The 13,803-nt window shown below is 43.4% G+C and carries 14 protein-coding genes; 11 read left to right on the plus strand and 3 right to left on the minus strand.

Translation table 11 applies throughout. The features are described from left to right. Positions 1-97 precede the first annotated feature (97 nt). Both H8S84_RS06635 and lysA read left to right on the plus strand, forming a co-directional pair. Complete coding sequence (locus H8S84_RS06635) at positions 98-1,432, plus strand: aspartate kinase (RefSeq protein WP_187066450.1); 1,335 nt, start codon at positions 98-100, stop codon at positions 1,430-1,432. After that, the gene (gene lysA, locus H8S84_RS06640; protein ID WP_230407056.1) at positions 1,404-2,567 is read left to right on the plus strand and encodes a diaminopimelate decarboxylase; all 1,164 of its coding nucleotides are present in this window, start codon (positions 1,404-1,406) and stop codon (positions 2,565-2,567) included. The genes H8S84_RS06635 and lysA overlap by 29 nt, the downstream gene beginning before the upstream one ends. Before the next feature lie 75 nt (positions 2,568-2,642). Here the strand turns inward: lysA and H8S84_RS06645 are convergent, their stop codons facing one another. Beyond that, positions 2,643-3,374, minus strand: coding sequence for a S8 family serine peptidase (locus H8S84_RS06645; protein ID WP_187066451.1), 732 nt, complete (start codon positions 3,372-3,374; stop codon positions 2,643-2,645). 405 nt (positions 3,375-3,779) lie between these two features. Between H8S84_RS06645 and H8S84_RS06650 the strand changes: the two genes are divergently transcribed. The 9 genes from H8S84_RS06650 (at position 3,780) to trpS (ending at position 12,194) form a co-directional block, all read left to right on the plus strand. After that, entirely contained in the window at positions 3,780-5,222 is a 1,443-nt protein-coding gene (locus H8S84_RS06650; protein ID WP_187066452.1) for an SDR family oxidoreductase, read from the plus strand. A gap of 208 nt (positions 5,223-5,430) precedes the next feature. Beyond that, positions 5,431-6,387 carry a phosphoribosylaminoimidazolesuccinocarboxamide synthase gene (locus H8S84_RS06655; RefSeq protein WP_187066707.1) on the plus strand — a complete coding sequence of 319 codons (957 nt, stop codon included), beginning with the start codon at positions 5,431-5,433 and terminating at the stop codon, positions 6,385-6,387. A gap of 44 nt (positions 6,388-6,431) precedes the next feature. After that, positions 6,432-6,809 carry an STAS domain-containing protein gene (locus H8S84_RS06660; protein WP_187066453.1) on the plus strand — a complete coding sequence of 126 codons (378 nt, stop codon included), beginning with the start codon at positions 6,432-6,434 and terminating at the stop codon, positions 6,807-6,809. A gap of 16 nt (positions 6,810-6,825) precedes the next feature. Next, the gene (locus tag H8S84_RS06665) at positions 6,826-7,743 is read left to right on the plus strand and encodes a ribonuclease Z (protein ID WP_187066454.1); all 918 of its coding nucleotides are present in this window, start codon (positions 6,826-6,828) and stop codon (positions 7,741-7,743) included. 222 nt (positions 7,744-7,965) lie between these two features. Beyond that, on the plus strand, positions 7,966-8,325 hold the full coding sequence (locus tag H8S84_RS06670; protein ID WP_187066455.1) for a DUF4260 domain-containing protein: 360 nt from the start codon (positions 7,966-7,968) through the stop codon (positions 8,323-8,325). A gap of 81 nt (positions 8,326-8,406) precedes the next feature. Next, complete coding sequence (locus tag H8S84_RS06675; protein WP_187066456.1) at positions 8,407-9,204, plus strand: queuosine precursor transporter; 798 nt, start codon at positions 8,407-8,409, stop codon at positions 9,202-9,204. A 214-nt stretch (positions 9,205-9,418) separates the two neighbouring features. Continuing rightward, complete coding sequence (locus H8S84_RS06680; RefSeq protein WP_187066457.1) at positions 9,419-10,336, plus strand: EamA family transporter; 918 nt, start codon at positions 9,419-9,421, stop codon at positions 10,334-10,336. Positions 10,337-10,661: 325 nt separating this feature from the next. Further along, positions 10,662-11,135 (plus strand): copper resistance protein NlpE, encoded by a 474-nt coding sequence (locus H8S84_RS06685; protein WP_187066458.1) that lies wholly within the window; start codon positions 10,662-10,664, stop codon positions 11,133-11,135. Positions 11,136-11,219: 84 nt separating this feature from the next. Further along, positions 11,220-12,194, plus strand: coding sequence for a tryptophan--tRNA ligase (gene trpS, locus H8S84_RS06690; protein ID WP_187066459.1), 975 nt, complete (start codon positions 11,220-11,222; stop codon positions 12,192-12,194). An 82-nt stretch (positions 12,195-12,276) separates the two neighbouring features. Here the strand turns inward: trpS and H8S84_RS06695 are convergent, their stop codons facing one another. Then, on the minus strand, positions 12,277-12,870 hold the full coding sequence (locus H8S84_RS06695; protein ID WP_187066460.1) for a CREC-EF hand family protein: 594 nt from the start codon (positions 12,868-12,870) through the stop codon (positions 12,277-12,279). Positions 12,871-13,135: 265 nt separating this feature from the next. Beyond that, positions 13,136-13,507, minus strand: a complete 372-nt coding sequence (locus H8S84_RS06700) for a methylglyoxal synthase (protein ID WP_187066461.1) — start codon at positions 13,505-13,507, stop codon at positions 13,136-13,138. Positions 13,508-13,803: the final 296 nt, after the last annotated feature.

Here is a 13,803-nt window from a genome sequence, read left to right on the forward strand (position 1 = left end):
TGGCCTTTCTCTTTTAGATTTATTTGCTGTTTGTACTGATATTCTAAACTCCCTGCACTATTTTTGCAGCTTAACATTTTATTTTTAAGACACCTAGATGAAAATCTTAAAATTCGGTGGGACCTCTGTAGGCTCTGCTGAGCGAATGAGGGCAGTTGCCTCGCTCATCCAAAACGATGAGCCTAAGATCGTAGTGCTTTCGGCTATGTCGGGCACTACGAATGCATTGGTGCAGATTGCAGAAAAACTGTACCAGAACAAAAACCAGGAAGCAAAGGAGCTGATAAACTCCTTACACGATAAGTATAAACAGGTGGTAGAAGCATTCTACACCTCCACCGATATTAAGAAAAAGGCTTACGAGCTGATCAATAACCACTTCGAGCACATCCGTTCGTTTACGCTGGACCTTTTTACGGTACACGAAGAACGCGCGGTGCTGGCTCAGGGCGAGCTATTGTCTACGGCGCTTTTCCAGTTTTACCTGGAGGAGCAGGGCATTCCGTCTGTGCTTTTGCCGGCGCTCAATTTTATGAAGATTGATGAGAACGAGGAACCAGACGCAGACTATATTGCAAAAAACCTAAAAACCGAGCTGGCAAAATATCCTGACACGAAGCTCTTTATCACACAAGGGTACATCTGTCGCAATGCCTTCGGGGAAATAGATAACTTAAAGCGTGGTGGTTCAGACTACTCTGCTTCTTTGATTGGTGCTGCTGCCGATGCATCTGAAATCCAGATCTGGACTGACATTGACGGTATGCACAACAACGACCCACGCATTGTAAAGAACACTTATCCAATTGCAGAATTGTCTTTCGACGAGGCAGCTGAGCTTGCATACTTTGGCGCAAAGATTTTGCACCCGAGCAGCGTATTGCCGGCCAAGCAAAAGAACATACCGGTGCTTTTGCTAAACACTATGCAGCCGGAGGCAAAAGGCACCATCATCACCTCACAGAGCAAGGGCGGAAGTATAAAAGCCGTAGCTGCGAAAGATGATATCACAGCTATCAAGATAAAGTCAGGCAGAATGTTGTTGGCTTATGGTTTCCTGAGAAGCGTGTTTGAAGTGTTCGAAAGGTATAAAACGCCTATCGATATGATCACCACTTCTGAGGTAGCTGTTTCGCTTACTATAGACAACAGCAAGTTCCTGAATGAAATTATTACGGAGCTAAAAGAGTTTGGACAGGTAGAGGTTGATACTGACCAGACAATTATTTGCGTGGTAGGCGATTTTATAGCCGAACGAAGCGGCTCTGGCTTAAAGATATTCGAATCACTGAAGTCTATCCCGCTGCGCATGATCTCTTACGGGGGCAGTAAAAACAACATCACCCTATTAATTAACACAAGCGATAAAGTAGAGGCGCTTACAAGACTAAATGATGGAATCTTTGAAAGAAACAACGGAAACAACGCTTAAGCAGCACTTGCAGGAGCTGCAGCAGCATCCTACTCCGCTGTATGTATATAACCTGGGCCTGCTGCGCCAAACACTACAGGCAGTAAAGCAAGAGGCTGACAAGTATAACTACCATGTGCATTATGCTTTGAAGGCAAATGCCAATACTCCTATTCTTAACGAGATGCGCACCTATGGCTTTGGCGCTGACTGCGTAAGCGGCAACGAAGTTAAGGCTGCCATCGAGAATGGCTTTGCACCGGCAGAGGTTGTCTTTGCAGGAGTAGGTAAGTCTGACGAAGAGATTAACTACGCACTGGATCAGGATATTTTCAGTTTTAACTGTGAGTCAAGCCATGAACTGGAGGTGCTTAATGAGCTAGCCGCTGCGAAAGGAAAGATTGCACGCATTGCCCTGCGTATTAACCCGAATGTAAACGCCAACACGCACAAGTATATTACTACAGGCTTGGAGGAGAATAAATTTGGCATCAACGCATGGGAACTGGACAGTGTGATGACGCTACTACAGCAACTGCCAAACTTAAAGTTAATCGGTGTACACTTCCATATTGGCTCACAAATTACAGACCTCTCGGCTTTTAAAAACCTTTGCACGCGTGTAAATGAGTTTCAGGAGTGGTTTGAGACGCGCAAGATTGAACTGGAGCACATTAACGTAGGCGGTGGACTTGGCGTGGATTATTACCACCCGGAGCAAAACCCGATTCCGGATTTCGAGGCATATTTTGGTTTGTTTAACCAGTTTCTTGAAGTAAGACCAGGACAGCAGGTACACTTTGAACTCGGACGTTCACTGGTAGCACAGTGCGGTACGCTTGTATCACGGGTGCTGTATATCAAAAACGGTATTACCACGAATTTTGCCATACTTGATGCCGGCATGACGGAGCTTATACGTCCTGCTCTGTACCAGTCATATCATAAGATCGAAAACTTAAGCAGCAGCAAAGCTGAAGTACGTTATGATGTGGTAGGTCCTATCTGCGAATCATCGGATTGTTTTGGGAAGGCAGTTATGCTTCCAGAAACTAGCCGTGGCGATTTGATAGCCATACAAACAGCAGGCGCCTATGGCGAGGTAATGGCTTCTGCCTATAACCTGCGCACAAAAGCAAAGGCGCTGTATTTATAACAATTGAAGATCCTGTTTAAAATCAAAAGCCCATACTTAAATTTAAGTATGGGCTTTTGATTTACAGAGTTAAGGCTAGCGGGTGAAATCTGCTCTACTCATTCCGTTTGCTTTTCTGTTCAAGCCCGGATGTTCTGGTGCCAGCGACACTACAAAGTCAGGTTCAGCATGTGCAATGCTCTCCTGTGCAGCTAAATAGTTGGCCAATTCCAGTGCGTTGCCATCTGAGTTCTTATCAACTTTTACCACATATACATCATCACTCAGGCTGGCTACTATACTAGCGTTATAGTTTTGCAATAGCTGATCAAGCGCAGCTTTACCTCCGTCTCTTACTGTTACAATAGTCTCGTTGCTGATGCCTAACAGGTTATTCTCTCTTAAAAAATATGGTGCTGCATACGCTATTCCTGGGTCATTACTTAACACCTGCACAGCTTGTTCTGCCTGCTTACAGTTAAGTCCGCTTACTAGCTCAAGTGTGTAAAGTGTAGCAGAGTTTGTGCCTATAGGGGAACCGAGTTGAGCCACAAAACCATATTTTTCGGCCGTTTTTTTCTGCTGCTCATATGTACTGCCTTCTGTAAAAACTACAACTACCTTTCCAGTATAAACAGAGCCAAGAGAAGTCTGCTCATTTTGGAACATATAGCTGAAAGAAGTACAAGGAGAACCATCCATCGCCTGATTTAGAAGGTTAGGGTCAAAACGCACGTTCCTGATAGGAGAGCCATCTTCTTGTCTGCAGGAGGCCAGGGCAAGGATGGAGAGGGTGTATAAAAGTAGGGGTATAAAATTTATCTTCATCGCAGTACAATTTTAGGGATCATATTTACTTAGATGTACGTGCAGATTTATGGAATAGCTACAATTTATAGCACCTATTTTTTCAATTTTTAGCCTTACTTGCTTCTTTTAATCCATTTTATTAACATAAGTAAATTTTTTAATACTTATTTTCAACAATTATACTTTATTATCTGTTTAACAGTGCCTTAACATTAAACTGTGCAATTGTATCTACTACAGTCTAACCAGAAGCTTCAAGTACAATACTTTGAGTGCCCCTAGCTCTTATATCTTCTTACAGCGGTTAGCCCATTGGATAAAAATGGTGTCATTCATAGAAGTTTAACCTGCAAACATGCACTTGCTTTAGCTGTTCCCAAAGTATACCTTGTATAGTTGTCTTATTTTTCCCTTAGCTTACTTATGCGTATACTGTTAACTGGTGCCAACGGCTATATTGGAAAGCGCCTCATTCCCCTGCTCGTGGAACAGAAGCACGAGGTGCTGTGTATGGTGCGAGACCCCAGACGCTTTGATTTGGCTGCCACGCTTAAAGAAAAGGTACAAGTGGTAAAAGGCGACCTGCTAATACCAGAGTTACTAACACAACTTCCCACAGACATCGATGCAGCTTATTACCTCGTCCACTCAATGGGTGGATCTGGGCAGAACTTTGCCGAACTGGAAATGCGTGCGGCCAAAAACTTTGTTGCTTACCTGGATACCACAAGCGCGCAACAGGTGGTCTATTTGAGCGGTATTGCCAATGTAGAAAATCTTTCCAAGCACCTTTCTTCCCGCTACCATGTAGAAACCATACTTAACAGCGCCAACGCCAAACTTACGGTGTTGCGGGCAGCTATTATTATTGGCTCTGGCAGTGCCTCCTTCGAAATATTGCGAGACTTGGTAGAGAAACTCCCCCTCATGATCACACCAAAGTGGTTAAGGTCCAGGTGTCAGCCAATTGCTATCCGGGATGTGATGTACTACCTGACACAGGTACTTGGAAATACAGCATGCTACGGCAAAGGGTTTGAAATTGGCGGACCAGATGTGCTTACTTATAAAGAGATGATCCTCCGCTTTGCCAGACTGCGTGGACTTAAGCGTTACCTCATCTCCGTGCCAGTGCTTACACCTCGCATCTCATCTTACTGGCTATACTTTGTTACCAGCACCAGTTTTAGCCTGGCAAAAAGCCTTGTAGACAGCCTGCGGAATGATGTGGTAGTGATAGACCATAGTATAGAAAACATACTTCCGCACCAATGCATCAGCTACGATGAAGCCATCAGGCTAGCTTACAGCAAAATTGAACAGAACATGGTGATCTCGAGCTGGAAAGATGCATTAGTTAGCGGCACGATGCACCTGAACTATATGGACTTTGTGCAAATACCGGAGTTTGGCGTGCTCACAGACAAACAACGCCTCAAGTTCGAAAGGCCTGTGCATGAGGTAATGCAGAATATATGGGAAATAGGCGGCGAGCGTGGCTGGTATAAGACGGATTTTTTGTGGCGGATAAGAGGGCTTTTGGATAAGATGGCAGGCGGAGTTGGCTTAAGGCGCGGCAGGCGCAGCGCCACAGAACTCAAAGCCGGCGACACAATAGATTTCTGGCGTGTGCTCGTAGCTGATGAGCAACAAAAGCGCCTATTGCTGTATGCCGAAATGAAACTTCCCGGTGAGGCTTGGCTCCAGTTTAAAATATGCGAAGAGGCTGATGGTAATTACCTGGAGCAGTTGGCAGCTTACCGGCCAAACGGTATACTTGGTAGATTGTATTGGTATGCAGTACTGCCCTTCCACTTTATTATTTTTGGAGGCATGATAAGGAACATCATTGAATTCCGTAAGTAAGGCTTTTACAACAAAAAGTTAATATTCAAAAAAAAGTGCAATTTATAGATTCTTAAATATAAAACATTATACTTTTTGGCTAAGTATACTTCAATATAAAAACTGAGCTATATTTTAGTAGACCATATAAATAGATTGCTGTTGCCACAATAATTTTCTCGCCCTGTAAAAATCCTTAACTTTGCTCGTCTACTACACAACACACCAGATGGAGGCCATAAAAGAAACTAACTTCTCAATTGCCGGCCAAACCGGGTTTTACCGGGGCAAAGTACGCGACGTTTATTATTTTGATAACAAAATTGCAGTTATAGCTACAGATCGCATCTCTGCTTTCGATGTGGTGCTGCCGCGCGCCATCCCTTACAAAGGCCAGGTACTAAACCAGATCGCCAGCATTAACTTGGCAGCCACAAAAGACATTGTACCTAACTGGGTTATCTCCACACCAGACCCTAATGTAACCATTGGGCACAACTGTGAACCTTTTAAGGTGGAGATGGTTATTCGTGGATATCTGGCAGGACACGCCTGGCGAGAGTACAGAGCTGGGAAAAGAAGTGTTTGTGGAGTGGCTTTACCAGAAGGACTCAAAGAGAACGATAAGCTGCCGCAGCCAATCATCACGCCAACAACCAAGGCAGATGCCGGGCATGATGAGGACATTTCGAGAGAAGAAATTTTGGCGAAGGGCCTTGTTTCTGAGGAAGATTACCTTAAATTAGAGCATTATACACATTCCCTTTTTGCACGCGGCACAGAGCTGGCAAAGCAACAGGGGCTTATATTAGTAGATACAAAGTATGAGTTTGGGAAGTATAACGGCGAAGTATTTTTAATCGACGAAATACATACACCAGACTCTTCTCGTTATTTTTACAGCGAGGGCTATGCCGAAAGGCAGGCAAACAATGAGCCGCAGCGCCAGCTCTCTAAAGAGTTTGTTCGGCAGTGGCTTATTGAAAACGGTTTTCAGGGGAAAGATGGCCAGCAGATACCAGAAATGACAGACGATGTAGTATCTGGTATATCTGAGCGGTACATTGAATTGTACGAGGTATTTACCGGAAAACCCTTTGTAAAACAAGATTATAGCAACGCTCTGAAAAGAATTGAAGAGAAGCTAACGGAAAACATTTTTAACACCAAAGATTACAATTTTTAAAGTAGATTTGGTACATTTGCTTTTAAATCCTTATAGGTAGATCTATGAAGTACACGATTGATAAGAAAGAAAACTACACAACCATCACGATAGATGAGAAGAAACTAGACACTTCCATCGCACCCGATCTTAAATCTGAGTTCGTGAAGTTGAACGCCGAAGGGATCACAAATTTGATTCTTGATTTGAACAACGTAAAATATACTGACTCTTCAGGCTTAAGCTCTATCCTGATCGCAAACCGTCTTTGCAACTCATCAAACGGCTTGCTGATCCTGACCGGGCTTCAGGACCACGTGATGAAACTGATCACTATTTCTAAACTTGAGTCTGTATTGAATATCCTGCCAACTGTAGAAGAGGCAATCGACCGCGTTTTCCTGCACGAGATTGAGCAGGACCTTACAAACAAAGAAGACTAATTAAAAGCCGCCTGTGGTGGATTTCGAACTCAGAATACTGGGCAGTTCGTCGGCCACTCCATCGGCAAACAGACACCATACCGCCCAGGTTTTAACCATAGGCAATCAGCACCACCTGATTGATTGCGGCGAAGGAACACAAATGCAGCTGATGCTTTACAAAATAAAGCATCAGCGCATTTCAAACATCTACATCAGCCACATGCATGGCGACCACTACTTTGGGCTGGCCGGGCTGATTTCAACCATGCACTTACAGGGCCGCCAGGCACCGCTCCATTTGTTTGGCCCTCCCGGCTTAGCCGAAATCCTTACCCTACAACTAAAGTACTCCGGCACCAACCTTGTTTACCCGCTTATTTTTCATGAGCTGGATACTAACTGCCATAAAAGAATTTTTGAGGATAAGCAGCTCTCGGTTTATACTATTCCTATGGAGCATCGCATCCCCTGCTGTGGTTTCTTGTTTAAAGAGAAGGTAAAGCCGCGTCCGCTGTTAAAAGAGAAGCTGCCGCCACACCTGTCGCCACCCCAGCTGGTGAGATTAAAGTGGGCCGAAGACATCAAAGACGAAAAAGGCAATGTGCTGGTGAGTTACAAAGACGTAACCGGCGAACCTAAACGCAGTCGTAGCTATGCTTACTGCGCAGATAGCCGCTACAAGCCCGATATCATCCCAATTGTGAGGCAGGTGGATATGCTGTATCACGAGGCTACCTTCCTCGATGACCTGCGCGACAGAGCAACCTATACTTTCCATAGCACTGCCCTGCAGGCAGCTGAACTAGCCTCGCAGGCGGCAGCAAAAAAATTACTCTTGGGGCATTTCTCAGTTCGCTACAAAGACCTTACTCCACTTTTAGAAGAAGCCAGGCAGGTGTTCCCGAACGCAGAACTGGCTGTGGAAGGAAGTGTATTTTATGTAGAGGAGTAGGACCGGTGAAAGAGATTAGAAGATTGTCAGGGTTTTCTAGATTGGCTGTAAAGTCCACATCGTCCATAACTCACCCCCGGCACAAGTTAACAATACTCATTTCTTGGAATACTGTTGAGATATCATTATTATAATCAGCTTTACAGCAAATTGGGAAAGCTATACTTTATCGGAATTCCTCAAAACCTGACCTCACTGCAGATCAATATTCATAAATAGAACATGAAAAGCATACTGAAACTAGAAGAAATTGCCAGGTTTATACTTGCCTATACTTTAAGCCTGTACCTGGGCTACAGCTGGTGGCTATTTTTCGCACTACTACTTGCCCCCGACTTAAGCATGACTGGTTATTTGTTTGGCACAAGAGCCGGAGCATGGTTGTACAATATTTTTCATCACCAGGGCATAGCTATTGTCGTTGGCATAGCAGGCTTATTTCTCGGGGAAACGTGGCTGCAACTTGCGGGTCTTATACTTTACGGCCACAGCGCAATGGATAGAGCATTAGGGTATGGCCTGAAGTATAACGAAAGCTTTAAACACACCCATCTTGGGTTAATAGGAAAACAAACCGGTTGAACCGCTGTTAAGCTGCAGCTACATTTGTCTTACCTAATATTTTGTAATTTAGCTCGCTTATAAGGGTAAAGTATAGTTACGATGTCTCATCCAACCTCTTTAGCGGAGAAAAAACGCACAAACCTGTTTCTGGTGCTTAGTGGCATTTTTATTTCGAATGCATTGCTCGCAGAGCTTATTGGCGTAAAGATATTCTCGGGAGAAGCTATTTTCGGTTTACCCGGTGCACAAATACCGTTGCTTGGGGATAGTAAGTTGGACTTCAATTTATCTGCCGGCGTTATTATCTGGCCTGTAGTGTTTATCACTACTGATATCATCAATGAGTACTTTGGGAAAAGCGGTGTGAAACGCGTAAGTATACTTACAGTTGTGCTTATACTATATGCTTTTTTGGTAATTACAGTAGTTACCGGCCTGCCTCCTGCCCCTTTCTGGCTCGACCTGAACAACACTGATCAACAGGGAAATCCGTTTAATATTCACTTTGCTTTTAATGCTATATATAGGCAAGGTTTAGGTATTATCATTGGCTCCGTAATTGCTTTTCTGCTGTCGCAGTTTTTGGATGCCACCGTATTCCATTGGCTACACAAGTATACTGGCAGCAAAAAAATATGGCTCCGTGCCACCGGTTCCACGCTGGTATCTCAGTTAATAGATAGTTTCGTGGTACTGTTCATCGCGTTCTTTGTGTTTGGCAACTGGACAATGGAGTTGGTGCTTTCGGTAGCAATTCTCAATTACACCTATAAGTTTTTGGTAGCGGTTATACTTACCCCACTCTTGTATGTAGCCCACTCCCTCATCGACAACTACCTCGGTGTAAACCAAGCAGAAGCACTGATAGAAGAGGCCGCCCTGGCAAGCGAAGAATAAATTTTAAGAAAAATTATTTGCAATAATAAACTTTTAAAGGTTACCTTTGCAGCCTTGCAAAATTAAAAATGCCTGCTCACTTAGCACATACACAAATTTTTATTACAGGTTACGTTCTACACGACTTGTAAGAGTACCCCTTTCTCAAAATTAGGGCTGCTTAGGCCCGGCTATTTCTATTTTTTGTTTTTAGTATTTTTTAGGAGGGACAACCGTGTTCAGAGGAAGCATTATGGTCTTTCTTGGAGCGTGCAGCTTCGGGATCTTATCGACTTTTGTAAAACTAGCATATAAAGAAGGCTTTACCTTGGGTGACGTGACTGGCACTCAGGTATTTTTTGGGTTGATTTTTCTTTGGGTGATGGTGTTGTTGCGACAGCTGCGAGGCAGCAAGAGCAGCGGCACATCGTTCAGGGAAAAGCTTAAGTTGGTTGCAATGGGCACCAGCACCGGCCTAGTAAGCCTTTTCTACTATAAATGTGTGCAAACTGTGCCTGCCTCTATTGCCATACTTTTACTTATGCAGTTTACCTGGATGAGCCTGGTATTAGATGCCATCATAAAGCGCAAACTTCCAATGGCTTCGCAGGTAAGTATGGTTATACTTGTACTACTGGGTACTTGCCTTGCCGGCAGGCTGTTCTCCAGCCAGTTACCAACATTTGACTGGGCTGGCATTGGCTTTGGTTTGCTTGCCGCTTTCTCATACACTATTTTTCTGGCTATAAATGGCAAAGTAGGTAACAGCCTGCACCCTACTACTAAAAGTGCTTTAATGCTTACTGGCGCTACAATACTTGTTTTCACTATCTTCCCGCCGGTTTTCCTGGTAAACGGAGCATTGATGAACGGTTTGTTTAAATGGGGACTGGTGCTATCAGTGTTTGGCACGGTGCTGCCGCCGGTACTTTTTGCCTACGGCATACCTAAAACAGGCCTTGGGTTAAGTGCCATACTTAGTGCAGCCGAGCTGCCAGTGGCAGTACTTATGTCGTGGGTGGTGCTGCAGGAGGATGTATGGCCAGTGCAGTGGCTTGGAGTCTTGCTTATACTTATGGCTATACTTGTAGCAAACTGGAAAACGATTTTTACGAGGAAAAAACATACCGGTAATTTTGCTTTGGCCGGCTAGCAACTATATACACTACTACCTAAATCTACTTTTAACTAGTACTTACTGCCTATGATGTTATAATTGTTTTTCATTTGAATTGGTTGATTTACGATGGTTAGGTTCAGCGAAGCGCTGTTCGCTAACCATTATTTTTTACGAGCACCCTCCCCCTTCCGGCTCTGGTAAAATTTTGATCTGCCAGCACATAAACACAATAATAGCACCCCCTTAAAAGTTTTTAATACAGAATCTCTGATAAACTATTAACTTACTAATACGCCGCACAGCTTTTGCTTCAAACTTCTACGTAACACATTACCTTTTACTTTAACAGTTTATCCTCATGAAGCAATTACTAGTAGCTACGCTTGTGCCAATGCTTTGCCTGTTTTATAATAGTGTGCAGGCTAATGTATCACCAAATCCATCTTATCTAATAGTTACAGCAGCATCAAACCCTAACACAGCTTACTTAGGAGTTTACCAAGGCACCCTCCCCTGCACCGACTGTCAGGGTATTGTAATGGAGCTGACACTGAAAGAGAACGGGAAATCAAAAAGTAAAACATTTGTACTAAAGCAGAAATACCTGGGAAAACCTGCAGCGCAAAGCGTGTACACCGTTACTGGTAAATGGTTTTTAGCAACAGGTAACAAACAAAATCCAAAAGCCAGGATACTGCAGCTTATCCCCGATGGAAAAGAAGACCTGTTATACTTTGAGCTGCTTAAAGATGGAAGTATAAAAATGCTGGATAATCGCCAGAACCAGCTAAAGTCGAAGCACAATTATACTTTAAAGAAGCAACGCACTTAAACTAAACCGGCTAATTGTTGCGAAGGCTTCTATTAAAAGGCATTTTAGCTTAAATTGCGTGCCGAACTTAACCACTTACTATAAATGGCACGTTACCTTACCGGAATCCAGGCTACAGGCAGGCCCCACCTGGGCAATTTGCTTGGCGCTATCATTCCAGCAGTAGAATTTTCCAGGGCCTCAGAGCAGGAGTCTTTATACTTTATCGCCGACCTGCACTCGCTTACCACAGTACGTGATGCGGAGTTGCTTCGAAGCAATACCTATGCTGTGGCTGCGGCCTGGCTGGCATTTGGTTTTGATACAGATAAACACATATTCTACCGCCAGTCGGATGTACCGATGGTAACGGAGCTTACCTGGTACCTGAGCTGCTTTACGCCGTTCCCGATGCTGGCCAACGCGCACTCGTTTAAAGACAAGTCATCCAGAAGAGGTTTGTCTGAGGTTAATGCAGGTTTGTTTACTTACCCTGTATTAATGGCTGCTGATATTCTGATGTACGATGCCAATTTTGTACCGGTAGGCAAAGACCAGATTCAGCACCTGGAGATCACTCGTGATATTGCCAGTTCTTTTAACCATACTTACGGCGACACATTTGTGCTTCCGGAAGCCAGGGTGGATGAATCGGTAATGACGATACCGGGCATCAACGGAGAGAAGATGAGCAAGTCGTACGGCAACATCATTGATATTTTTGAGGCTGACAAACCGCTTCGCAAAACAATCATGAGCATTGTAACCGACAGCAAAGCCTTGGAAGAGCCTAAAGACCCGGATAGTGATACCGTTTACAAGCTCTTTAGTTTGCTGGCTTCACCTGATGAGGTGGCAACAATGCGTGAGAATTACATGGCAGGCGGTTACGGTTATGGCCATGCGAAGCAGGCCCTATATGAACTTATACTTAAGAAGTATGCACAGGAGCGTGAGTTGTTTAATTATTATATGAACAACTTGGAAGAGGTTGACAAGAAATTGATGGAAGGAGCAGAAAAAGCAAAGGCAATTGCTACTCCTGTGCTGGAGCGCGTAAGAAAGAAACTAGGTTTTTAGACACATCACCTTAAACTAAAAAGCGCCTGCTACTCTAAAGTAACAGGCGCTTTTATTATATAGTCTGTTGTTTCAAATGTTATTACATACCATAGTATCTGTTGTATCTGGTATTATACTCGTTGTTGTCCAGTGTACCGTCTTTGTTGGTGTCCCACATCATAAACAAACCGTCAGAGTACTCGCGCTGGCTTACTTTGCCATCACGATCTTTATCCCAGTTACGCATATAATCACCTTTAGCAAAGCCTGTATTAAACTCATTATTATCTAGCTTGCTGTCTTTGTTAGTATCCCAGTCAGCGTAAGTTTGGCCAGTAATACCAAAGTCAGCTGTAGCGGTGTTCCACTCATTCTCATCCAGCATGTTATCGTCATTTTCGTCCCAAGTACTGTAGAAGCTTGTATTAAACTCATTCTCATCTAACATGTCATCATCATTGGCATCCCAATCAGAATACATGGTGTTAGAGGCGAATGTTGTTCCAAAACGCTCATTGTCCCATGTTGCCATAGCATCTGTATTAGCGTCCATTTCTGTTTCAGTTCTTACTTCAGTAGTGGTTTCAGTAGTTTCCACTTCTGAGGCAGTTTCTGTTTCGCCTGTACTACACGCAGAAAAACCGGCAAACATAGCCATACCAAAACCTACACCCAAAATTTTATTAATATTCATAGTTTTCATGTTTTACAAATTTAAGTTAAACAAAGTCATACATATGGTGTACGAAGTGCAGTTTGGATGAGGCAAAAATGAACAGAATAGACTAGGGAAAGATAGTTAATGTACAGTATGAGTTAAAATATGCAGGGCGAAAGGAATTTTAAATTAAGAAAAAAGAGCCCTAAAATTGTATTTTAAATATAATTTTTATCCATAAAAAAGTACCTGACCTGTTAATTTTACAGACTCAAGTGCAAAAATGTAAGTGTATTAAAAACTACAGTCTGTTGTCCTGCACCACTAAATCGGCAGACGCTCTGTTCAATGCTATCGGAATGTTATTGATAACGGCTGTACGAATCAATGTCTGAATGTCGTGCTCATGCCCATGCGGTGTTTCGGCATCAATAAAGAAGATAACTTTGTGTACTTCGCCCTGCAATATCTTAGCAGCAAGTATAATATCTCCTCCGCTTGGCCCATGCCCGAATGGTTTCACATCCAGGTCAAGCATATCATTGATCAGGCGCGAGGTATTAGATGTACCGATCAGTTCGTGCTCCCGCAACAGGTTGTAGTTTACTTTTGCCCAGTTTAGCAGGTCGTTTTTCCGGCTATTGTGAGCAATCAAAGCAATAGTTTTTCTCATATTCAAATCTTATACCTGACCTCCACTGCAGAGGCCCTAACTAAAGATAAGAGAATACTGCCGACAAACTGTTGCTTAACAATAATTTAATAAAACCAGCCGGTATAGACTTGCTTTAAACCACCTACATAACTTTAACTTAATTGCCATATATGGTATTGAATTCAAGCATAACTCACACCTACATTAGCTACTTTTCCTGCATCAAATCCTAATGTCAAATTGCATTGAGGGTGGCATGCCCCAATTGCCTAATTTCCAGATACACATAAACATCCAACTCCTGTTGCTGCCTC

Origin of the sequence: Pontibacter cellulosilyticus, from assembly GCF_014306105.1 — a bacterium.
Classification (GTDB): Bacteria; Bacteroidota; Bacteroidia; order Cytophagales; family Hymenobacteraceae; genus Pontibacter; species Pontibacter cellulosilyticus.

Bases quoted from the DNA above. Each gene is read 5' to 3' on its own strand.
- H8S84_RS06635 (WP_187066450.1), top strand. From the start codon at position 98: ATGAAAATCTTAAAATTCGGTGGGACCTCTGTAGGCTCTGCTGAGCGA.
- H8S84_RS06645 (WP_187066451.1), bottom strand. From the start codon at position 3,374: ATGAAGATAAATTTTATACCCCTACTTTTATACACCCTCTCCATCCTT.
- H8S84_RS06650 (WP_187066452.1), top strand. From the start codon at position 3,780: ATGCGTATACTGTTAACTGGTGCCAACGGCTATATTGGAAAGCGCCTC.
- H8S84_RS06655 (WP_187066707.1), top strand. From the start codon at position 5,431: ATGGAGGCCATAAAAGAAACTAACTTCTCAATTGCCGGCCAAACCGGG.
- H8S84_RS06660 (WP_187066453.1), top strand. From the start codon at position 6,432: ATGAAGTACACGATTGATAAGAAAGAAAACTACACAACCATCACGATA.
- H8S84_RS06670 (WP_187066455.1), top strand. From the start codon at position 7,966: ATGAAAAGCATACTGAAACTAGAAGAAATTGCCAGGTTTATACTTGCC.
- H8S84_RS06675 (WP_187066456.1), top strand. From the start codon at position 8,407: ATGTCTCATCCAACCTCTTTAGCGGAGAAAAAACGCACAAACCTGTTT.
- H8S84_RS06685 (WP_187066458.1), top strand. From the start codon at position 10,662: ATGAAGCAATTACTAGTAGCTACGCTTGTGCCAATGCTTTGCCTGTTT.
- trpS (WP_187066459.1), top strand. From the start codon at position 11,220: ATGGCACGTTACCTTACCGGAATCCAGGCTACAGGCAGGCCCCACCTG.
- H8S84_RS06695 (WP_187066460.1), bottom strand. From the start codon at position 12,870: ATGAATATTAATAAAATTTTGGGTGTAGGTTTTGGTATGGCTATGTTT.
- H8S84_RS06700 (WP_187066461.1), bottom strand. From the start codon at position 13,507: ATGAGAAAAACTATTGCTTTGATTGCTCACAATAGCCGGAAAAACGAC.